A 21,779-nucleotide genomic window follows, 5' to 3' on the forward strand; every position below is an offset into this window, starting at 1 on the left:
CCCGCGGCCCGGCTACAGCGACTGCGGCTGCCGTACCCGGGCGGCGCGGGTCCGGGTGACCCACCACGAGCAGGCGGCGACCGCGATCGCGCCGAGCAGGATCCACGCGGTGGCGGCGGTGCCCACGCCGAGCAGCTTGAGCGACGAGGCGAGCAGCACCACCACGAGCAGGGCGCGGATCACGCCGCCGGGGGCGCGGGCGGAGACCCGGGCGCCGAGGTAGACGCCGGGGAGCGAGCCGAGCAGCAGCGACGTGGTGAGGTCGAGCCGGAAGTCGCCGAACAGCAGGTGGCCGAGCGCGGCGGACAGCACCAGCGGTACGGCCTGCACGAGGTCGGTGCCGACGAGCCCGTTGGCGCGCAGCGTCGGGTAGAGCAGCAGCAGCGCCACGATGATGAGCGAGCCGGAGCCGACCGAGGTGATGCCGACCACGATGCCGCCGACCATACCGACCAGTAAGGTAGGAATCGGGCGTACGCGGACATCCAGGGCGGCGTCGGCGGCACCCTCGGGCAGGGCGGCGTCCCGCCGGGCGCCGAGCCACGCCTTGGCGACGAGCCCGGCCACGGCGAGCAGCAGCGCCACCCCGAGGGCGTACTTGATCACCTGCTGCACGTCGGCGCCGTCGCCGAGCAGGCGGGCGACGAGCACGCCGCAGAACGCCGCGGGCACCGACCCGGCGCACAGCCAGCCCACCAGCCGGAGGTTCACCGTGCCCCGCCGCAGGTGGACGAGGCCGCCGACCGGCTTCATCACCGCCGAGGCCACCAGGTCGCTGGAGACCGCGGCGAGCGGCGGGACGTCGAAGAACAGCAGCATCATCGGCGTCATCAGCGCCCCGCCGCCCATGCCGGTGAGCCCGACCACCAGCGCGACGAGGAACGCTCCCCCGGCGAGCGCGGGATCGACCTCGAGCGCGCCCCACGGCGTGTCCCAGCGCATCAGCGAATCCAGCCTCCGGAGGTGAGCAGGTTCATCACCGCCGCGACGGCCTTCTCCACCGGCATGTCCGTGGTGTCGATCACCAGGTCGGCGTCGTCGGGCTCCTCGTACGGGTCGGAGATGCCGGTGAACGCGGGGATGAGCCCGGCGCGCGCCTTGGCGTACAGGCCCTTGCGGTCCCGCCGCTCGCACTCCTCCAGCGGCGTGGCCACGTGCACGAGCAGGAAGACCCCGCCGACCTCCTCCACCATCGCCCGCACCTCGGCCCGGGTCGCCGCGTACGGCGCGATCGGCGCGCAGATCGCGAGCCCGCCGTGCCGGGCCACCTCGGCGGCGACGAACCCGATGCGCCGGATGTTGAGGTCCCGGTCCTCCTTGGAGAAGGTCAGCCCCTTCGACAGCAGCCGCCGCACCACGTCCCCGTCGAGGTAGGTGACGGTACGGCCGCCGCGCTCGAGCAGCGCGTCCCGCACCCCGCGGGCGATCGTCGACTTGCCCGACCCGGACAGGCCGGTGAAGAACAGCACGAGCCCGCGCCGGTGCGGCGGCCCCGGGATCTCGACCGGCTCGGGGGCGGCGAAGTGCTCGGCCGCGCCGTACGCGGCGGCGACGTGCTCGCGCAGCTCCAGGTCGATCGGGGCCTCCCGGGGCGCGAGCGGCACCGCGACCACGGTCACCCCGAACGGCGCGCCCTCCTGGCGCAGCCGGTCGGCGGCCCGCAGCGCGTCGCGCACCACGGCCGGGCCGCGCTCCCCGAAGATGAGCGGGAGCAGCAGCACGGTGGCCGCCTCCAGCTCCACGGCGGTGGCCTTGATCTCCTCGAGCACGGTGTCGTCGAGCGGCCCACGGCTCGTCACCGCGAGCACCGGCCCGTCCCCGAGCTCCGCGCGGACCTCGGCGGGGCCGCGCCGCAGCCGGGCGAACGGCCCGTGCTCGGGCGTGCCGAGCCGCTTCACCGGCCCGGCGACCTCCCCGGTCTCGGCCTGCTCGGTGACGGTGAGCTCGGCGAGCGCCGCGCCCTCCGGGTCGCACAGCCGGACCGTGTCCCCGGGCGCGACCGGGAACGGCAGGTGCAGCGTCACCGGGGCGGGCCAGGGGGTGCCGTCGGTGAGCCGGCCCCGCGCGGTGACCTCGGCGACGTCGGCCGCGCCGAGGAACCCGGTGAGCGGGTGGAACGCGCCGGAGAGCAGCAGCTCCAGGTCGGCGAGCTCACGGGCGTCGGGAGTCCACTCGACTTGGTTTGGCATCCACCTATTCCGATCGACTCGATAGGAATTGCTTCACCTTAACGAATGCGACGAGCCTAACCACGTCGGCCCCCTGGTGACGGGCCTCGCGCAGAGAGACCGCCGGCCGGGGCCGGGCAGGGTACGGCGGGCCCGGAACGCCTCGTCCGTGGCGGACAGGGCGGAGCCGACCGGAGACCGGAGGAGACGCGGCCGGGCGTGCGGAGCCGTACCCGTGCGACACCGGTGGGCGGGGACGGACGTGATCCGGTGCGGAAACGGCCGGGCGCTCCCGGGGTGACCGGCGGAGAGGATGAAGGCCGGTGCCGCCGGTCGGATCGAGCGTGAACGTTTCGCGGGCGATGGCGGTCCCGCCGGGTGGACGGGCGGGGAACGGAAAGCGGTGGAAAGCAGGGCCGGGGGATCAGAGCAGCCGGGCGAAGTGGTTCTGCGGTTTGCGGATGACGAGGGTGATCTCGTCGCAGGTGGCGGAGAGGCGGCCGCGGGAAAGTTTCTCGGCGAGCCCGCACATCGCCCGCACCAGCCGGGCATGTCGCCCGCGCAGCGCGGGCCCGGAGGAGCCGAGATAGTCCTCGGCGATCATCAGCCCGCGCATCAGGCAGAAGGAGCGGATGCCCTCCCGCGAGGTGACCGGCTCGTACACCGCGGGCAGCGGCCCCGGCGTGCCCGGCGGCACGAACCGGTGCCACAGCCGCCGCCGCAGCCACCCCGGCAGCATGCGGTCGTAGAACCCGTACGCCGAGGACCGGTCGCGCATCTCCACGAGCAGCAGCCCGCCGGGCCGCAGCGCGGTGGCCATGCGGTCGAGCACGAGCTCGGCGTGCCGGATGCGCTCCAGCAGGAACGACACGTACACCACGTCGAACGACCGCGGCGGCATGGGGGTGGCGCGCAGGTCGCCGAGGCACCAGGTGTCGAGGTCGGTGCGGGCCGCGGTGGCCGAGCGGAGGATCGGCAGGTCCTCGTCCACGCCGGTCACCCGGGCGTCGACGCCGTCGAGCCGCAACCGGGCGCCCCGGCCGCACCCCGCGACCAGGACGTCGAGCCGCCGCCCGAGCTCGTTCCCGTGCTCGCGGACGCGTTGCCCGAACACGTCGCTCTGGACCACGGGCGACCAGCGGACCTCAGACATGTCACTCATAGTAGCGAATCGACTGCACAAAGCGTCCGGGGCCGGGCGCTCGCCACCTGCGCCGCACCCGTCCCGGCACCAAGTAGCCTTGACGTGAATGGTCGCCCCCGGCGGCCCGTCGCCGTCTCGGGGGCCGCTCGTCTCTGCCAACGTGGGGCTGTGGGCATTCGCTATGTCTCTTTCCGGACTGCTCGATCTCGTCATCGCCGACCCCGGCCTCGCCGCCGCGCTTGACCGGTCCGGCGAGGACGTGAACCTGGTCGCGCCGCCCGCGCTGCGGCCGTTCGGGGTCGCCGCGCTCGCCCGCCACCGGCCCGTCCTCGCCGTGACCGCGACCGACCGGGAGGCCGAGGACCTCGCCGCCGGGCTGAGCAGTCTGCTGGAGGAGAGCAGCGTCGCCGTGTTCCCCGCGTGGGAGACGCTGCCGCACGAGCGCCTGTCCCCGCGCAGCGACACCGTGGGCCGCCGCGTCGCCGTGCTCCGCCGGCTCGCCCACCCGGTCGAGGGCGACCCGGCCGCCGGGCCGCTGCGGGTGGTGGTCGCCCCGGTGCGGGCGGTGCTGCAGCCGATCGTCTCCGGCCTCGGCGACCTGGAGCCGGTACGGCTCCGCGCGGGCGACGAGGCCGACCTCGACGAGCTCGTCGAGCGCCTGGTGGCGAACGGCTACCACCGGGTGGACATGGTGGAGCGGCGCGGCGAGGTCGCGGTGCGCGGCGGCCTGCTCGACGTGTTCCCGCCCACCGAGGAGCACCCGCTGCGGCTGGAGTTCTGGGGCGACACGGTGGAGGAGATCCGCTGGTTCAAGGTCGCCGACCAGCGCTCGCTGCAGGCGGCGCCGGACGGCCTGTTCGCCCCGCCGTGCCGGGAGCTGCTGCTCACCCCGCAGGTGCGGGACCGGGCCCGGCGGCTCGCCGACGAGCACCCGCGGCTCAAGGACATCCTCGACCAGCTCGCCGAGGGCACCCCGCTGGAGGGCATGGAGGCCCTCGCGCCGGTGCTCGCCGACGGCATGGACCTGCTGCTCGACCACATGTCCGCGGGCACCGGCGTGTTCGTCTGCGACCCCGAGCGCATCCGCGGCCGGGCCGAGGAGCTGGTGCGTACCAGCCAGGAGTTCCTCGAGGCGTCCTGGATCACCGCCGCGGCCGGCGGCGAGGCCCCGATCGACCTGCGCGAGGCCGCGTTCCGCACCCTCGACGAGGTGCGCGCCCGGGCCCGCGAGCTCGGCCAGCCCTGGTGGACGATCGCCCCGTTCGAGACCACCGACGAGGGCGGCGATGCGGTGACGCCCGCGGTCCAGGAGGCCGAGGCGTACCGCGGCGACACCCGGCGGGCGCTCGGCGACATCAAGGGCTGGCTCGGCGACGGCCGCGCCGTGGTGCTGCTCAGCGAGGGGCACGGCACCGCCGAGCGCATGGTCGAGCTGCTCAAGGGCGTGGACGTGCCCGCCCGGCTCGCGCCCGGCCTGCCCGAGCCGCCACAGCCCGGCGTCGTGCACGTCACCACCGGCCGGCTCGAGCACGGCTTCGTCACCCCGCGCCTCGCGCTCGTCACCCACACCGATCTGGTGGGGCTGAAGGCGTCCACCCGGGACATGCGCAAGCTGCCGAGCCGCCGCCGCAACATGGTGGACCCGCTGCAGCTGCGCCCCGGCGACTACGTGGTGCACGAGCAGCACGGCGTCGGCCGGTACGTGGAGATGGTGCAGCGCGTGGTGCAGGGCGCCACCCGCGAGTACCTGGTGATCGAGTACGCCAAGGGCGACCGGCTCTACGTGCCCACCGACCAGCTCGACCAGGTCACCCGGTACGTCGGCGGCGAGGCGCCCACGCTCAACCGGATGGGCGGCGCCGACTGGGCGAAGGCGAAGAGCCGGGCGCGCAAGGCGGTGAAGGAGATCGCGGGCGAGCTGATCCGGCTGTACAGCGCCCGCATGGCCTCGCCGGGCCACGCGTTCGCCCCGGACACCCCGTGGCAGCGGGAGATGGAGGACGCCTTCCCGTACGCCGAGACCCCCGACCAGCTCGCCGCGATCGAGGAGGTCAAGCGCGACATGGAGCGGCCGGTCCCGATGGACCGGCTGATCTGCGGCGACGTCGGGTACGGCAAGACCGAGATCGCGGTGCGCGCGGCGTTCAAGGCGGTGCAGGACGACCGCCAGGTGGCGGTGCTCGTGCCGACCACGCTGCTGGTGCAGCAGCACATGGCCACCTTCACCGAGCGGTTCGCCTCGTTCCCGGTGGTGGTGCGCCCGCTGTCCCGGTTCCAGAGCGACGCCGAGGTGGCCGAGACGCTGCGCGGCCTCGCCGACGGCACGGTCGACGTGGTGATCGGCACCCACCGGCTGCTCTCCCCGGAGGTGCGGTTCAAGAACCTCGGGCTGATCATCATCGACGAGGAGCAGCGCTTCGGCGTCGAGCACAAGGAGGCGATGAAGCGGCTGCGCACCCAGGTGGACGTGCTCGCGATGTCGGCGACCCCGATCCCGCGCACGCTGGAGATGGGCCTCACCGGCATCCGGGAGATGTCCACCATCCTCACCCCGCCGGAGGAGCGCCACCCGATCCTCACCTTCGTCGGGCCGTACGACGAGAAGCAGATCGCCGCCGCGATCCGGCGCGAGCTGATGCGCGACGGCCAGGTGTTCTACGTGCACAACCGGGTGCGGTCGATCGACAAGGCCGCCGCCCGGATCCGCGAGCTGGTGCCGGAGGCGCGGGTCGCGGTCGCGCACGGCCAGATGAACGAGCACCAGCTCGAGAAGATCATGGTGGCGTTCTGGGAGCGCGAGTACGACGTGCTCGTGTGCACCACGATCGTCGAGTCCGGCCTCGACGTGCCGAACGCGAACACGCTCATCGTGGACCGGGCGGACAACTACGGCCTCGCCCAGCTCCACCAGCTGCGCGGCCGGGTGGGCCGGGGCCGGGAGCGCGGCTACGCCTATTTCCTCTATCCGCCGGAGACCCCGCTCACCGAGACCGCGCACGAGCGGCTCGCCACGATCGCCCAGCACACCGAGATGGGCGCGGGCATGTACGTGGCGATGAAGGACCTGGAGATCCGCGGCGCGGGCAACATCCTCGGTGCCGAGCAGTCCGGCCACATCGCCGGGGTCGGCTTCGACCTGTACGTGCGCATGATGGCCGAGGCGGTGCAGGAGCAGAAGGCGAAGCTCGCCGGGGGCGAGCCCGAGCCGGAGCGGGCCGAGGTCAAGGTCGAGCTGCCGGTGAACGCGCACATCCCGCACGACTACGTCACCTCCGAGCGGCTGCGGCTGGAGGCGTACAAGCGCATCGCGGGCGTCACCTCGGACGACGACGTCGCCGCGATCCGCGAGGAGCTGCGCGACCGGTACGGCCCGCCGCCGGAGGAGGTGGACAACCTGCTCGAGGTGGCGCGGTTCCGGGTGCGGGCGGCGAAGGCCGGGCTCACCGACATCACGCTGCAGGGCCAGCACATCCGGTTCTCGCCGGTCGAGCTGAAGGAGTCCCAGCAGGTGCGGCTGCAGCGGCTCTACCCCAAGTCGGTGTACAAGGCGCCGACCCGGCTGCTGCTCGTGCCGGTGCCGCGCACCAAGCCCGTAGGGGGGCGGCCGTTGCGTGACCTGGAGCTGCTGAAATGGTGCCGGGACCTGGTGGAGGCGATGTTCCCGCCGGCCCCGGCGGGCCAGGCGGCGTCCGGTCAGGCGGCGGCGTCGGCGGCGCGCTGAGCCATGGCACCGGGAACGGTCGCTCCGGGCAGGTTTTCCACAGCCAGTGCGAACGAAGGATCGAGGGGGCGGGCGCCGATGGTAACGTGCCTGCGTCCCGGGCATATCGGAAGGTCGATACGGTGAAGTCGAATCGTGTGCGTTTCCTGCTGGCGGTGGCCGCCACCGCCGCGGCGCTGACCGCCTGCACCCCCGCCGGCACCGCCGCCGTGGTGGGCGGCGAGCGCATCTCCTCCGCCGAGCTGAACCAGAACATCGAGGCCGTGAAGCGGGAGGCCGCTGCGATCAACGCCGATCTGGACGCGCCCGAGGCGCTGCCCGCGAAGCTGCCCCAGGTGGTGCTCCACTACCTCGTGCTCATCCGCCAGTCCGAGCAGCTCGCCCGGCGTGACGGCATCACGGTGAGCGAGAGCGAGATCGACCAGCAGATCAAGCGGTACGAGGACGCCTACCAGATCTCGTTCGACCAGCTCGCGCCGCGGGTGGGCATCCCCAAGGCCCGGATCCGCGACTTCATGCGCGCCCAGGTCATCCAGAACAAGGTCGCCCCGCGGCTCGGCATCACCGAGCAGACCACCGAGAACGAGGCGATGGAGAAGCTGGACAAGGCGCTCTCCGAGGCCGCCCCGGTGACCTGGAACCCGCGGTACGGCAAGCGCGTCGGGCTCGACGGCCGGTTCGAGCTGCCCGACCGGTTCGGCGCCGCGGACGCCGACGGCAACGAGGGCTGACCCGGAGCGCGGCCGGTGCTGATCGTCGTCACCAGCTCGCCCCGGGTCGCCCCGGGGCCGCTCACCCACCGGGCGTGGGAGGTGCTGCGCGCCCACCCGGTGCTCGTCGGATCGCCCGAGCACCCGCTGCTGCCGCACCTCGCCGAGGCCGGGATCACCGCCGAGACGGTGGACCCCGACCCGGAGGCGGTCGCCCGCCGCGCGGCCGCGGGCACGGTGGTCTGGCTCGCCGCGCAGGACGGCGACGAGGAGTTCCTCGCGGCCGTCGGTGAGGCCGCCCGCGCCCTGCCCGAGCCGCCCGCGATCGAGACCGTCGCGGGCACGGCCGACCTGCCCGGCGCGCGGCTGATCGACCTGGTCCGGGTGATGGACCGGCTGCGCTCGAACTGCCCGTGGGACGCGAAGCAGACCCACGAGTCGCTGCTGCCGTACCTGCTGGAGGAGGCCTACGAGGTCACCGAGACGATCGAGGAGGGCGACCACGGGGCGCTCCGCGAGGAGCTCGGCGACCTGCTGCTCCAGGTCGCCTTCCACGCCCGCATCGCCGCCGAGCGGGACGCGGACGCGGGCGGCTTCGACATCGACGACGTGGCCGAGGCGATCGTGGCGAAGCTGGTGCGCCGCCACCCGCACGTGTTCGGCTCGGTCTCGGTTTCCGGCGCGGACGAGGTGAGCGACAACTGGGACGCGATCAAGGCGGCCGAGCGCGCGGCGAAGGGCGGGGACGCCTCGGTGCTCGCCGGGGTGCCGATGGGCCAGCCCGCGCTCTCCCTCGCGGCGCAGCTGCTCGGCCGCGCCACCCGCGCCGGCGCCCCGCCGGAGCTCGCCGAGGACGTCGGCTCGGGGCTCGGCGCCCGGCTGTTCGCGCTGGTGCGCGAGGCGCAGCAGGCGGGCCTCGACCCGGAGGCGGAGCTGCGCGCCGCCGCCCGCGCGTACCGGGACCGGGTGCGGGAATGGGAGGCGTCCCGGGACTCGGCCGCACCCTGACGCGGGGTCGTTCCGCGGGTCCCGGCGCGGGTACGAGCCCGGGCGCCGATTCGGCGTCCGGATCCGTGTCCTGATGCGGATGTGGCACGTGTGGCCGACGTGGCGGTCGCGGGCGGGCCGGATAGGCTCTTGACGTAACTTGGGGACCTACCTCTAGGAGTGCTTCGTGGCTTCCATCGAGGCCGTTACCGCGCGTCAGATCCTCGACTCCCGGGGCAACCCGACCGTGGAGGTCGAGGTCGTTCTGGACGACTACAGCACCGGCCGCGCCGCGGTACCCAGCGGCGCGTCCACGGGGCGGTTCGAGGCCGTCGAGCTCCGCGACGGCGAGGCCGCGTACGGCGGCAAGAGCGTGGAGAAGGCCGTGCTCGCGGTGACCGACGAGATCGCCGACGAGATCCACGGCATCGAGGCCGAGGAGCAGCGGATCATCGACCAGACGATGATCGACCTCGACGGCACGCCGAACAAGTCCCGCCTCGGCGCGAACGCCATCCTCGGCGTGTCCCTCGCCGTGGCGAAGGCCGCCGCGGAGAGCGCCGACCTGCCGCTGTTCCGCTACGTGGGCGGGCCGAACGCGCACGTGCTGCCGGTCCCGATGATGAACATCCTCAACGGCGGCGCGCACGCGGACACGAACGTCGACATCCAGGAGTTCATGATCGCGCCGATCGGTGCGGAGACCTTCTCCGAGGCGCTGCGCTGGGGCGCGGAGACCTACCACGCGCTCAAGGCGGTGCTCAAGGAGCGCGGGTACGCCACCGGCCTCGGCGACGAGGGTGGCTTCGCCCCGAACCTGCCGTCGAACCGGGACGCGCTCGACCTCATCGTCGCCGCGATCGAGAAGGCCGGGTACACCCCCGGCGGCGACATCGCCCTCGCGCTCGACGTCGCCGCGTCCGAGTTCCACCAGGACGGCGTCTACACCATCGAGGGCAAGGGTCGCAGCGCCGACGAGATGATCTCCTACTACCAGGAGCTGGTCGACGCCTACCCGCTCGTCTCCATCGAGGACCCCCTCAACGAGGAGGACTGGGAGGGCTGGAAGGCGATCACCCAGGCGCTCGGCAACCGCGTCCAGCTCGTCGGCGACGACCTGTTCGTCACCAACCCCGAGCGGCTCGCCCGCGGCATCGCCGAGGGCGTGGCGAACGCGCTGCTGGTCAAGGTGAACCAGATCGGCACGCTGTCGGAGACCCTCGACGCGGTCGAGCTCGCGCACCGGGCCGGCTACCGGTGCATGATGAGCCACCGCTCCGGCGAGACCGAGGACGTCACCATCGCCGACCTCGCGGTCGCCACCAACTGCGGCCAGATCAAGACCGGCGCCCCGGCCCGCTCCGACCGGGTGGCGAAGTACAACCAGCTCCTGCGCATCGAGGAGCTGCTCGACGACGCCGCCGAGTACGCCGGTCGCAAGGCCTTCCCGCGCTTCACCGGCTGAGGCGATGCGGCGCCCGCAGTTGACGGGGCGGGCGGCGATCCTCGCGGTCGTCGTCTGCGCGATCGTGATGAGCCTCGCCTACCCGGTGCGCGAGTACATCGCCCAGCGGCGGCAGATCGCCGAGCTGGAGGAGCAGCGGGCCCGGGGCCTGGAGGAGCTGCGGCGGCTCACCGAGCAGAACCGCAGGCTCTCCGATCCCGAGTACATCCGGCAGCAGGCGCGCGCCCGCCTGCACTACTGCGGCGCCGGTGAGAAGTGCTACGTCGTGGCGGACGATCCCGCCCGCGACGACCGGTCCGACCGGAAGGCCGAGACCCGGTCCGATCCCAAGGTGCCCTGGTACCAGGCGCTGTGGGAGTCGACGCAAGCCGCCGACGCGGGCACCGGGCGCCGCGCCGGCGGCACCGGCCGGGACGGCGGCACCGGCGGCGGCGACGAGCGGGGCGAGGCCGCGCGGTGAGCGCCCGCCGGGGAACCGGCGGACCGGGCGGTCCGCGGCTTCGGGCAGGATGGGGGCAGGACAACGCCGGTACGGGAACGGGAGCGGCATGATCGATCCAAGGGATGTGGCGGCGGTCGAGCTGCAGCTCGGACGCAAGCCGCGGGCGATGCGCCGGGTCGCGCATCGGTGCCCGTGCGGACTGCCGGACGTGGTGGAGACCGCGCCGCGGCTGCCCGACGGCACGCCGTTCCCCACGTTGTTCTACCTGACCTGCCCGAAGGCGGCCTCGGCGATCGGCACCCTGGAGAGCTCGGGGCTGATGCGTCAGATGCGGGAGCGGCTCGCCGAGGACCCCGAGCTCGCCGCCCGCTACCGGGCCGCGCACGAGGACTACCTCGCCCGGCGGGCCAAGGCCGGTGAGGAGGAGGGCCTGGAGCCGCTGCCGGAGGGCATGCAGAGCGCCGGCGGCATGCCGACCCGGGTGAAGTGCCTGCACGCCCTGGTCGCGCACGAGCTCGCCGTACCGGGGATCAACCCGTTCGGCCGGGAGGCGCTCGACATGCTCCCCGAGTGGTGGGCCGGAGGCCCGTGCGTGAAGGTGCCCGAGCCGGAGGAGGAGGGCGAATGAGGGTCGCGGCGATCGACTGCGGCACGAACTCGGTACGGCTGCTCATCGCCGACGTCACCGACGGCGGGCTCGCCGACGTGGAGCGGCGCATGGAGATCGTCCGGCTCGGCGAGGGCGTCGACCGAACCGGGCGGCTCGCCCCGGAGGCGCTCGACCGCACCTTCACCGCGATGCGCGGGTACGCCAAGCTGATCGCCAAGCACGCGGCCGACGGGCCGACGCCGGTACGGGTGGTGGCGACCAGCGCCACCCGGGACGCCGCCAACCGGGACGCGTTCGTCTCCGGGGTGCGGGAGATCTTCGGCGTCGACCCGGAGGTGGTGAGCGGCGACGAGGAGGCCCGGCTCTCGTTCACCGGCGCCACCGGCGACCTGCCGCCGGGGCTGGCCGAGCCGTACCTGGTGGTGGACATCGGGGGCGGCTCGACCGAGTTCATCGTGGGCACGGGCGGCGGCCCGGCCTCCGGGGACGTCGCCGGGGCGATCTCGGTGGACATCGGCTGCGTACGGCTCACCGAGCGGCACCTCAAGGGCGCCGGCGATCCCCCCGCGGCCGAGGCGGTGCAGGCGGTCGTCGCCGACGTGGAGGCCGCGCTCGACCGCGTGGAGCGGGCAGTGCCGGTGCGCGAGGCGCGCACGCTCATCGGCCTCGCCGGGTCGGTGACCACGGTGACCGGCATCGCGCTCGACCTGCCCGCCTACGACTCCGCGCGCATCCACCACTCCCGCGTCCCCGCCGCGCGGGTGAGCGAGGTGGTCTCCCGCCTCCTTGCGATGACCCACGACGAGCGCGCGGCGATCCCGGTGATGCACCCGGGCCGGGTCGACGTGATCTGCGCGGGCTCGCTCATCCTCGACCGCATCATGCGCCGCTTCGGCTTCGCCGAGGTGGTGGCGAGCGAGCACGACATCCTCGACGGCATCGCGTTCAGCCTGTACCGCCGGTAGTGACGACGGTTTGGCCCCGGCGGCGCGAGCTGGCACGATCGGGCGTGTGAGTCACGTACCCCCGGGCAGCGGGTGGCCCGGCGACCCCGCACACCCCGGCACGCCGGTCGCGCACGACGCCGCCGAGGTGCGCGCGCTCGCCGCGGCCAGCCCCGATCTCGGCGAGCTCGTCGCGCGGGAGTCGGTGTGCCGCGCCTGCCCCCGGCTGGTGAAGTGGCGGGAGGAGGTCGCCACGGTACGGCGCCGCGCGTTCGCCGACCAGACCTACTGGGGGCGGCCGGTGCCCGGCTGGGGCGACGAGCGGCCCCGCGTCCTCGTCGTCGGGCTCGCGCCGGCCGCGCACGGCGGCAACCGCACCGGCCGGATCTTCACCGGGGACCGCAGCGGGGACTGGCTGTTCGCCTCGCTGTACCGCACCGGGCTCGCCGCGCAGGAGACGAGCACGCACGCCGGGGACGGCCAGCGGCTGCTGGGGGCGCGGGTGGTCGCGGCGGTGCGGTGCGCGCCGCCGGAGAACAAGCCGACGAGCGAGGAGCGGGACACCTGCCTGCCGTGGCTGGTGCGGGAGGTCGAGCTGGTCGCGGCGTCGCTGCGGGTCGTGGTGGCGCTCGGCGGCTTCGCCTGGCAGGCGGTCTTCCCGGCGTTCGGGCGGGCCGGGTTCGCGGTGCCGCCGCGCAGGCCGCGGTTCGGGCACGGCGCGCGGGCCGAGCTGCGCGCCCCCGACGGGCGCACCGTCACGCTGCTCGGCAGTTATCACCCGAGCCAGCAGAACACGTTCACCGGACGGCTCACCGCGGACATGCTCGATGATGTTTTCCGGCAGGCGGTGGAGCTCGCGAAATAATCGCCCGGCGCGCCGCGTAAACGGCCCGCCGTACCCGTGAAGAATCACCCGCCCTCACCCGGGGAAGGCGGCGTACGGCCAGGTCAGGGCGGGTGTGATCGATGGCATGATTCGATCCCGCCATGGCGCGCGGTATACGCGCACCGGCGAATTCCCGCGGCGTTCCGCGGGTATTGATCCACGTGGCGGGTTCGCGCGGGCGCCCGCCGCGTATATCGATTGGTGATCTTCGGGGCCGATGTCCTATCCTTGCTTGTGAATCCTTTCACAAGCAGCCCGGGGGGCGCAAGGTGAATCGCGAGTCGAAGCACATCCTCATCGTCGGCGGCGGCTACGTGGGCCTCTACACGGGCCTGCGGCTGCAGCGCAGGCTCCGGCGCGAGCTGCGCGACGGAAGCGTGCGCATCACCCTGATCGACCCGCAGTCCTACATGACCTACCAGCCGTTCCTCCCGGAGGCCGCGGCCGGAAACCTCTCGCCCCGGCACGTCGTGGTGCCGCTGCGGCGGGTGCTGCCGAAGGTCCGCATCCTCAACGGCAGGGTCACCAAGGTCCACCACGCCGCGCGGACCGTCACCTTCCAGCCCAACGCCGGTCCGGTGCAGGAGATCGGCTACGACATCCTCGTGATGGCGGCCGGCTCGATCTCCCGGACGCTGCCGATCCCCGGCCTCGCCGAGGTCGGCATCGGGTTCAAGACGATCGGTGAGGCCATCCAGCTCCGCAACCACGTCCTCGCCCAGCTCGACATCGCCGAGTCCACCGACGACCCGGAGGTGCGGCGCAGGGCGCTCACCTTCGTCTTCGTCGGCGGCGGCTTCGCGGGCGTCGAGGCGCTCGCCGAGGTCGAGGACATGGCCCGGGACGCGATCAGGTACTACCCCCGCGTCTCCCCGGAGGACCTGCGGTTCGTGCTCGTCGAGGCCGCCGACCGCATCCTGCCCGAGGTCGGCCCGGAGATGGGCCGGTGGACCGCGAACGAGCTGCGCTCCCGCGGCATCGAGATCAAGATGAACACCCGGCTGGAGTCGGCCGAGGACCACGTCATCCGGACCTCGGACGGCGACGAGTTCCCGGCGGGCACCCTGGTGTGGACCGCGGGCGTCAAGCCCAGCCCGGTGGTGAACGCCGGTGACCTGCCGCTCGACGAGCGCGGCCGGGTGAAGGCGACCCCCGAGCTGACCGTGGACGGCGTGCCGGACGCGTTCACCGCGGGCGACGTGGCCGCCGTGCCCGACCTCACCCGGCCCGGCGAGTTCTGCGCGCCCAACGCCCAGCACGCGGTGCGCCAGGCCAAGCTGCTCGGCGACAACATCGCCCGGTACCTGCGCGGGCAGCCGCTCGTGCCGTACCGCCACCGGTACGTCGGCTCGGTGGCCTCGCTCGGCCTGCACGACGGCGTGGCCCACGTCTACGGCATCAAGCTGCGCGGCTTCCCCGCGTGGTTCATGCACCGCACCTACCACCTGTCCCGGGTGCCGACTTTTAACCGAAAAGTCCGTGTTGTGGCGGACTGGACGCTTGCGCTCTTCTTCAAGCGGGAAACCCTCTCACTCGGCCAGCTCCACCGGCCGCGTGAAGCTTTCAAGGCCGCGGCCGCGGCCGCGCGCAGGCGATGAGCGTCAGGCGGGGTCGTCCAGGTGCCGGACGGCCCCGCCACGTCGTGTTCCGCGGCCCCGTGACCGCGTGCCCGGTGTGGGACGCGGGCACGGGGGCGATATCTTTTTGTGACATTGTTGATCCCTGTCAACCAACGGGGCGGCTCGCGCGTGCCTGTTCTGACGGCTTCCGATCACTAAAGGCCGCGACGAGAGTCGGATCACTCGGCCGGGTGAACCGTCGTCGGGCTAACGGGAGGTGGAGAATGTCGTGGCCGCGAGCCCTGCACCGGCAGACGCCGGCGCCGTTTACGGGTGCGCCGGCGACGCGCTCTCGGCCTGCTTACGCGCTTTATTTGTGTGGATCGCCTGGATGCCTTCCGCGCATACTGTTATGAAGTAAGAGAAGCGTCGTAAGATTATCCGGCCGCCGTTGAACGGTCGTAACATACGTTTGCGCCGCCCCCGTAGCCCAACGGCAGAGGCAAACCCCTTAAAAGGGTTTTAGTGTCGGTTCGAATCCGACCGGGGGCACGTGGCGCCACGAGGCGTAATCGTCCGGTCGCCTGCGGAAACGTGCCAACAAAAGGCAACGGCCGGAGAAATGGCCGAAGCCTTGCCCCGGGGTTTCCGGAGGCGGCCGGAATGGTAACGCCGAGGCGATTTATCGGTGGCCGCGGGGTGGGAATCCGCTTTCCTGGAACGTTTGTCGCCGAGCGCCGCCGGGTTTTGCCCGGGCGCCCGCCCATTGCCCGGTTCCCCGCGGCCGGCCGGTTCGGCCGCCGCACAATCACCGTTCGGTATGGTGCGGCCTTCGGCCCGCCGGTCCGGGCGCCGCGCGCGTTCGGAGCCGCCCGTGCGCCGCCCCGGGGCCGCCACGGGCCGCACACCCGGCCGTCACCGCGCCGCCGGCCGGCCGTACCGCAGGGATACCGGCGATGCGGAACCCGGAATCGACGGCCGCGGAAGCGGGAACCACGTGGTCGGGTCGCTCGTTCACCAGTCGCCACGTACTCCGGCCCCCGGTCGTACGTGGTCGCGTTCCCGCCGCCGTACCCGGGCCCCGGCGCGGAGGCACGGGGACACGGACGCGCGGGCACGTGACGGGCGCACCGGCCACAATGCTGGAACAGAGGTCGGCGCGATACGACCGTGTGATGTCGATCAAATAGACTTCGCAGCACTAGGTCGCAGCGTGGAGGCAGCGATGCAGAGCAGGAACCCCGTATTCAAGAAGCAGCGGGTCGCGAGCCAGGGGGTATGGAACGCACCGCCGCCGTCCCCTGAACAGCTCCACTACATGTACAACGCGCCGTCGTACGCGCCGCCGGCCGCGCGCCCGATGACGATCGACGACGTGGTGGTGCGCGGCTTCATCACGCTCGGCACCCTCGTCGTCTCCGCGGCCGCCGCCTGGGTGCTCAACCTCGGCCCGGCCTTCGCGGCGCTCGGCGCGATCGTCGGCCTCGTCCTCGCGCTGATCGTCTCGTTCCGGCAGAGCACCAACCCGGCGCTCATCCTCGGCTACTCGGTCGCCTACGGCGTGACCGTCGGGGTGGTCAGCCACCTGTACAACGAGGTCTCCAACGGCATCGTCTTCCAGGCCGTGCTGGGCACCGCGCTCGCGTTCGGCGCCATGCTCGCCGTGCACTCGCTGCGGATCATCCGGGTCACCCCGAAGTTCACCCGGTTCGTGGTCGGCGCCGGCATCGCCCTCATGGCGATGATGCTGATCAACCTGGTGGCGAGCTTCTTCGTCGAGGACGGCATCGGCATCCGCGCGGGCGGCCCGCTCGCCATGCTGTTCAGCGTGGCCACGATCCTGATCGGCTGCTTCTTCCTGCTGCTCGACTTCAACGACATCGAGCAGGGCGTGCGGTCGCAGATCCCGGAGAAGTACGCCTGGCTGATGGCGTTCGGCCTCACCGTCACGCTGGTCTGGCTCTACCTGGAGATCCTCCGCTTCCTCAGCTACTTCACCAGCAGTGACTGAGATCTCATGACGTGACAGGGGCGTCCCGGGCCCGGGGCGCCCCTTCGTCGTACTGGGATCGATCACCCTGGGTTGCCGGTTGCGGGCGCTTCGTGCTTAAAGATCTACCCTTCGTAACGAAGCGGTGTCTATTTGGGCCTTGTCAGGGCGGAAGCCGTAAGGCAATGTCAAGCCAAAGAGGCTTCACCCGTGGAGGTGCCCATGTCGCTCAGCCACTCACCGGAGATGCACCGCAAGCTGATCGAGCGCGTCCCGGCGGTCACGGGTCGCGACCTCCCCGAGTGGTTCCGAGCCATCGACAACGGTCCCGCCTTCCTACGGTGTGAGGAAAGAGCGAACTGGCTCGCGCAGGAGCACGGGCTCACCCACGGCTTCGCCCGGGCGATCGTGCACGAGCACGAGCGCAAGCGCATCAGCCGCTCCGTCTGATACCCGGGGACACAAGGACACGACGCGGCCCACGCCGGTTCGGCGTGGGCCGCCTTTGTGTCGTCCGCGGGCAGGGGGCCGCGGGCCGCGGTCAGCTCAGCCGCTCGATGATCATCGCCATGCCCTGGCCGCCGCCCACGCACATCGTCTCCAGCCCGATCGTCTTGTCGTGGAAGCGCAGGCTGTTGATGAGCGTGGAGGTGATGCGCGCGCCGGTCATGCCGAACGGGTGCCCGACCGCGATCGCGCCGCCGTTCACGTTGAGCTTGTCGATGTCGATGTTCAGGTCCCGGTACGACGGGATCACCTGGGCGGCGAACGCCTCGTTGATCTCCACCAGGTCGATGTCCTTGATCGACATGCCCGCCCTGGCGAGCGCCCGGCGGGTCGCCTCCACCGGGCCGAGGCCCATGATCTCCGGCGACAGCGCGCTCACCCCGGTGGCGACGATCCGGGCGAGCGGGGTGATCCCGAGCTCGGCCGCCTTCACGTCACTCATGATCACCAGGGCCGCGGCGCCGTCGTTGAGCGGGCAGCAGTTGCCCGCGGTGACCGTGCCGTCCGGCCGGAACGCCGGCTGGAGCTCGGCCACCTTCTCGTACGTGGTGCCGAGCCGCGGCCCGTCGTCCTTGCTCACCACCGTGCCGTCGGGCAGCGTCACCGGGGTGATGTCGGTCGCCCAGAACCCGTTCTCGATCGCCTTCTCGGCGAGGTTCTGCGACCGCACGCCGAACTCGTCCTGCTCCTTGCGGGAGATGCCGCGCAGCCGGGCGACGTTCTCGGCGGTCTGCCCCATCTCGATGTAGATGTCGGGCAGCTCGCCGTCCTCGCGCGGGTCGTGCCAGTCGAGCCCGCCCTCGGCCATCTTCTGGGTGCGGGCCCGCGCCTCGGCGAAGCGCGGGTTCTGGGTGTCCGGCAGGGAGTCGGAGCTGCCCTTGACGAAGCGGGAGACGCACTCGACCCCGGCCGAGACGAACACGTCGCCCTCGCCCGCCTTGATCGCGTGGAAGGCCATGCGGGTGGTCTGCAGGGACGAGGCGCAGTACCGGGTGACGGTGGTGCCCGGCACGTTGTCCAGGCCGAGCAGCACCGCCACCACCCGGGCCATGTTGTAGCCCTGCTCACCCCCGGGCAGCCCGCAGCCCAGGAGCAGGTCGTCGATCTCCGCGGGGTCGAGCTGTGGCACCTTGTCGAGCGCGGCCCGGACCATCTGCACCGTCAGGTCGTCGGGACGCATGTCCTTCAGCGACCCCTTGAAGGCGCGGCCGATCGGCGAGCGGGCGGCGGCGACGATGACTGCCTCAGGCATGTGGCCCTCCTGGTAGTAACGCTCCCTCCTGCCGGAGGCTACAACGCAGAAGGGCGAAATCCACGCGACACGGCGCAAAAAACAGAACTTTGTACGGTTCGGATAGCCGCCGTGGCCGTCAGGCGAGGCCGTACATGCCGGGCGTGGTGCCCGAGCCGTCCTTCACCGCGTGCAGCGCGCCCTTCTCGTCCCGCCACAGCCGCCAGCCGTCCTGGCTGCCGGTGAACCACAGCGGCGGCCGGGCCGAGCCGTCGTTCACCCGTTTGCCGGTGGCGAGGTCGAACTCGCACAGCGCGGCCACCGAGTAGAACCCGGTCGGGGTGATGTCCTTCAGCTTCAGCGGCTGCGGGTCGGTGACGCAGAACGACCAGCCGCGCAGGCCCTCCGGCTCGGTGGCCCGGCCGGTGGTGAGGTCGAACGCGGCGCCCTTCGCGTCCCGCTTGAGGAAGCCCAGGGTGCTCGGCCGCTCGGGGAAGGCGAGCCACCACCCGCTGCCGGGGATCTGCTGGGTGCCGATCTGGCCGATCACCCGGCCGGACTCGGCGTCGAGCAGCGCGAACCCGCCGTACTGGCCCTGCCCGTCCACCGGCCGCACCACCGGGGCGAACCCGGGGCTGCCGCTGGGGTAGACGCGCACCACCGAGGGCCGGATCCAGTTCACCTGGCCGTCGTCGAGCGACACCGAGAACATGCCGAACGTGGAGGTCGTCTTCGTCTCGGGGTTGGTGTACGGCGCGACGTAGCCGACGAGGTTCTTGCCGGACGCGCCGAACGCCCAGCCGCCGGACAGGTCGACGCCCGGGCCGAGCGCCTGCTCGACCGGGGTGCGCCACAGCACCTTGCCGGTCTTCACCTCGCGGGCCTCCAGGAGCGGGTGCTCGGCGAGCCGGAGCAGCACCACCCGCTCGGCGTCGGACCACTCCACCTCCGCGATGCCCGGGATGCGCCACTTGGGCTCACCCGCGGCCGGGTCGAGCACCACCACCCGCGCCCGGGCCAGCTCGGTGTTCTCCGACACGCACAGGTACGGCCCGCAGCGCTGCGGCCCGAAGCTCGAGTGCACCGGGCGGACCCACTTGCGCTCGCCGGTGCGCGCGTCCCGGGCGACCAGGGCCGCGCCGTTGCCGCCGCCCGCGGCCGGCTCGATCGCGGCGACCACGCCGCCACCGTCGCCGGTCTCCACCACCGCGGGGGCCTGCACCCCCATGCCCGGCAGCCGCCCGCGCATCGTCGCCGGGTGGGCCCACAGTTTCCGTCCGCTCGCAAGGTCGACGGCCACGGTCTCCAGCGCGCCGTCCGGGGTCATCGAGGTGGTCGCCGCGACGCCCGCGCCCACGGCGGTGCGGCTGACCACGGTCACCTGCGTGTTCTGCCAGCCGGGGAGCTCCTTTTCGGACGAGGTGGCCGCGTCGCCGCCGGAGCAGGCGGCGCTCCCCGCGAGCACGGCGAGAAGGAGGCCGGCGAGGGCGGGTTTTGCCTTGATCACGGACATTCCACTCCAAACGGGTGACGGCACGGCCGCGGAGGGTCACCGTGCCAGGGCGTCGTCGACCGACGGCCCGCCTCGCCGGAGCGGACCGCCCACCGCCGAGAGTGGAACCGGCCGCCCGGCCGGCGACGCGGGTCGCGGTCATCGCCGTGCCGGAGTCCTCCGCGGCGGTCGCCGCCGCGAGGTGTATCGGTTGTGATCCAGCGCCGCGCGCGGGCTTCCCCGCCACACCAACGCGGCGCATACAGAAGGTAGCACCGCGTAAGCCCTCCGCAGGGGGCGTCTGGCAGATGGATGGTAACGATCGGGATTTGGGCATCCGTCCGTAAAGGCCCGGCCCGTCCATGGGCGGCGCCGCGCGGCCCCGGCCGGCCCGGCTCGCCGTACCGGGCGGGCGCCGGTGTTCCGGTCACGACCGCCGGGCAAGGTAGCGTGAACGTGCCGGATCCGTCCGGCCTGAAGCGTTCCAACGTTGCCCGTCAGGGGCTTCGGCGACAAGGTGGTTGTCGGTGCGTGTGTATGACTCGCTCATCGAGCTGATGGGCGACACCCCGCTCGTACGGCTGCGCCGGGTGACCCGCGGCGTCCCCGCGCAGGTGCTGGCCAAGGTGGAGTACTTCAACCCCGGCGGCTCGGTCAAGGACCGGATCGCGCTGCGCATGATCGAGGCGGCGGAGCGGTCGGGGGAGCTGCGGCCCGGCGGTGTGATCGTGGAGCCGACGTCGGGCAACACCGGCGTGGGGCTCGCGATCGTCGCCCAGGAGAAGGGCTACCGGTGCGTGTTCGTGGTGCCGGACAAGGTGGCCCAGGACAAGATCGCGGTGCTGCGGGCGTACGGCGCCGAGGTCGTGGTCTGCCCCACGGCCGTGCCGCCGGACCACCCCGAGTCGTACTACTCGGTCTCCGACCGGCTGGCCCGGGAGATCCCCGGCGCCTGGAAGCCGAACCAGTACGCCAACCCGGACAACCCGGCGAGCCACTACGCCACCACCGGGCCGGAGATCTGGGAGCAGACCGAGGGGAAGGTCACCCACTTCGTCGCCGGGATCGGCACCGGCGGCACGATCAGCGGGACCGGCCGCTACCTCAAGGAGGTCTCCGGCGGCAAGGTGAGGATCATCGGCGCCGACCCGGAGGGCTCGGTGTACTCCGGCGGCACCGGCCGGCCGTACCTGGTGGAGGGCGTCGGCGAGGACATCTGGCCGGAGACCTACGACCGTGACATCTGCGACGAGGTGATCGCGGTCTCCGACAAGGACTCGTTCACCATGACCCGGCGGCTCGCCCGCGAGGAGGGCCTGCTCGTCGGCGGCTCCAGCGGCCTGGCGGTGGTCGCCGCGCTGCGGGTGGCCGAGCGGGCCGGGCCGGACGACGTGGTCGTGGTGCTGCTGCCGGACGGCGGCCGCGGCTACCTGTCCAAGATCTTCAACGACGAGTGGATGGCCGACTACGGCTTCCTCACCACCGGCGGCGAGGAGGGCCTGGTACGCGACGTGCTCGGCCGCAAGCCGGGCGACCTGCCGCAGTTCGTGCACGCCCACCCGCACGAGACCGTGGGCACCGCGATCTCGATCATGCGCGAGTACGGCGTGTCGCAGCTCCCGGTGATGAAGGAGGAGCCGCCGGTGATGGCCGCCGAGGTGGTCGGCTCGATCGTGGAGCGGGACCTGCTCGACGGCCTCTACCGGGGCAAGGTCGGCCCGGACGACCCGGTCGGCGAGCACATGTCCGCCCCGCTGCCGATGATCGGCGCGGGCGAGCCGGTGTCGATCGCGGTCGACGCGCTGGAGAAGGCCGACGCCGCCGTGGTCCTCGACGACGGCAAGCCGGTCGGCCTGGTCACCCGGCAGGACCTGCTCGGCTTCCTCGCGGGCCGCTGATCCCGCGCGGCCACCCGCCGCCGTT

The 21,779-nt window shown here is 72.6% G+C and carries 17 protein-coding genes and 1 tRNA gene; 13 read left to right on the forward strand and 5 right to left on the reverse strand.

Annotated features, from left to right (window positions below; genetic code table 11):
- Positions 1–12 precede the first annotated feature (12 nt).
- The 3 genes from FHX40_RS01275 to FHX40_RS01285 all read right to left on the reverse strand — a co-directional run bounded on the left by FHX40_RS01275 (position 13) and on the right by FHX40_RS01285 (position 3,321).
- Positions 13–942, reverse strand: a complete 930-nt coding sequence (locus FHX40_RS01275; RefSeq protein WP_142257895.1) for a sulfite exporter TauE/SafE family protein — start codon at positions 940–942, stop codon at positions 13–15.
- The gene (gene cysC / locus FHX40_RS01280; protein WP_142257896.1) at positions 942–2,189 is read right to left on the reverse strand and encodes an adenylyl-sulfate kinase; all 1,248 of its coding nucleotides are present in this window, start codon (positions 2,187–2,189) and stop codon (positions 942–944) included. The genes FHX40_RS01275 and cysC overlap by 1 nt, the downstream gene beginning before the upstream one ends.
- A gap of 403 nt (positions 2,190–2,592) precedes the next feature.
- Positions 2,593–3,321 (reverse strand): class I SAM-dependent methyltransferase, encoded by a 729-nt coding sequence (locus tag FHX40_RS01285; RefSeq protein ID WP_142257897.1) that lies wholly within the window; start codon positions 3,319–3,321, stop codon positions 2,593–2,595.
- A 172-nt stretch (positions 3,322–3,493) separates the two neighbouring features.
- Between FHX40_RS01285 and mfd the strand changes: the two genes are divergently transcribed.
- The 12 genes from mfd to FHX40_RS01345 all read left to right on the forward strand — a co-directional run bounded on the left by mfd (position 3,494) and on the right by FHX40_RS01345 (position 17,076).
- A complete protein-coding gene (gene mfd, locus FHX40_RS01290) occupies positions 3,494–7,033 on the forward strand; it encodes a transcription-repair coupling factor (RefSeq protein WP_142257898.1) in 3,540 nt (1,179 codons plus the stop codon).
- 122 nt (positions 7,034–7,155) lie between these two features.
- Positions 7,156–7,764: a SurA N-terminal domain-containing protein gene (locus tag FHX40_RS01295; protein ID WP_170198674.1), complete on the forward strand. Its 609-nt coding sequence runs from the start codon at positions 7,156–7,158 to the stop codon at positions 7,762–7,764.
- Positions 7,765–7,779: 15 nt separating this feature from the next.
- Positions 7,780–8,751, forward strand: coding sequence for a nucleoside triphosphate pyrophosphohydrolase (locus tag FHX40_RS01300; RefSeq protein WP_142257900.1), 972 nt, complete (start codon positions 7,780–7,782; stop codon positions 8,749–8,751).
- A gap of 166 nt (positions 8,752–8,917) precedes the next feature.
- The gene (gene eno, locus FHX40_RS01305) at positions 8,918–10,195 is read left to right on the forward strand and encodes a phosphopyruvate hydratase (RefSeq protein ID WP_142257901.1); all 1,278 of its coding nucleotides are present in this window, start codon (positions 8,918–8,920) and stop codon (positions 10,193–10,195) included.
- Positions 10,196–10,199: 4 nt separating this feature from the next.
- Positions 10,200–10,655, forward strand: coding sequence for an FtsB family cell division protein (locus tag FHX40_RS01310; protein ID WP_142257902.1), 456 nt, complete (start codon positions 10,200–10,202; stop codon positions 10,653–10,655).
- Positions 10,656–10,743: 88 nt separating this feature from the next.
- Positions 10,744–11,265 carry a DUF501 domain-containing protein gene (locus FHX40_RS01315; RefSeq protein WP_189136218.1) on the forward strand — a complete coding sequence of 174 codons (522 nt, stop codon included), beginning with the start codon at positions 10,744–10,746 and terminating at the stop codon, positions 11,263–11,265.
- Positions 11,262–12,212 carry a Ppx/GppA phosphatase family protein gene (locus FHX40_RS01320; RefSeq protein WP_142257904.1) on the forward strand — a complete coding sequence of 317 codons (951 nt, stop codon included), beginning with the start codon at positions 11,262–11,264 and terminating at the stop codon, positions 12,210–12,212. The genes FHX40_RS01315 and FHX40_RS01320 overlap by 4 nt, the downstream gene beginning before the upstream one ends.
- Before the next feature lie 46 nt (positions 12,213–12,258).
- Positions 12,259–13,056, forward strand: coding sequence for a uracil-DNA glycosylase (locus FHX40_RS01325; RefSeq protein WP_142257905.1), 798 nt, complete (start codon positions 12,259–12,261; stop codon positions 13,054–13,056).
- A 290-nt stretch (positions 13,057–13,346) separates the two neighbouring features.
- Positions 13,347–14,675, forward strand: a complete 1,329-nt coding sequence (locus tag FHX40_RS01330) for an NAD(P)/FAD-dependent oxidoreductase (protein ID WP_229788835.1) — start codon at positions 13,347–13,349, stop codon at positions 14,673–14,675.
- Positions 14,676–15,115: 440 nt separating this feature from the next.
- Positions 15,116–15,188 (forward strand) — tRNA-Leu (locus FHX40_RS01335).
- Between the two features lie 673 nt (positions 15,189–15,861).
- Positions 15,862–16,647, forward strand: coding sequence for a Bax inhibitor-1/YccA family protein (locus tag FHX40_RS01340; RefSeq protein ID WP_142257907.1), 786 nt, complete (start codon positions 15,862–15,864; stop codon positions 16,645–16,647).
- 201 nt (positions 16,648–16,848) lie between these two features.
- Entirely contained in the window at positions 16,849–17,076 is a 228-nt protein-coding gene (locus tag FHX40_RS01345; RefSeq protein WP_142257908.1) for a DUF4287 domain-containing protein, read from the forward strand.
- Between the two features lie 91 nt (positions 17,077–17,167).
- Here the strand turns inward: FHX40_RS01345 and FHX40_RS01350 are convergent, their stop codons facing one another.
- Positions 17,168–18,385: an acetyl-CoA C-acetyltransferase gene (locus FHX40_RS01350; RefSeq protein ID WP_142257909.1), complete on the reverse strand. Its 1,218-nt coding sequence runs from the start codon at positions 18,383–18,385 to the stop codon at positions 17,168–17,170.
- Between the two features lie 118 nt (positions 18,386–18,503).
- Positions 18,504–19,877, reverse strand: coding sequence for an outer membrane protein assembly factor BamB family protein (locus tag FHX40_RS01355; RefSeq protein WP_142257910.1), 1,374 nt, complete (start codon positions 19,875–19,877; stop codon positions 18,504–18,506).
- A 506-nt stretch (positions 19,878–20,383) separates the two neighbouring features.
- Here FHX40_RS01355 and FHX40_RS01360 point away from each other — a divergent pair.
- On the forward strand, positions 20,384–21,754 hold the full coding sequence (locus FHX40_RS01360) for a cystathionine beta-synthase (protein WP_142257911.1): 1,371 nt from the start codon (positions 20,384–20,386) through the stop codon (positions 21,752–21,754).
- The last annotated feature ends 25 nt before the right edge of the window (positions 21,755–21,779 follow it).

Source organism: Thermopolyspora flexuosa (genome assembly GCF_006716785.1).
In the GTDB taxonomy this organism is placed as follows: domain Bacteria; phylum Actinomycetota; class Actinomycetes; order Streptosporangiales; family Streptosporangiaceae; genus Thermopolyspora; species Thermopolyspora flexuosa.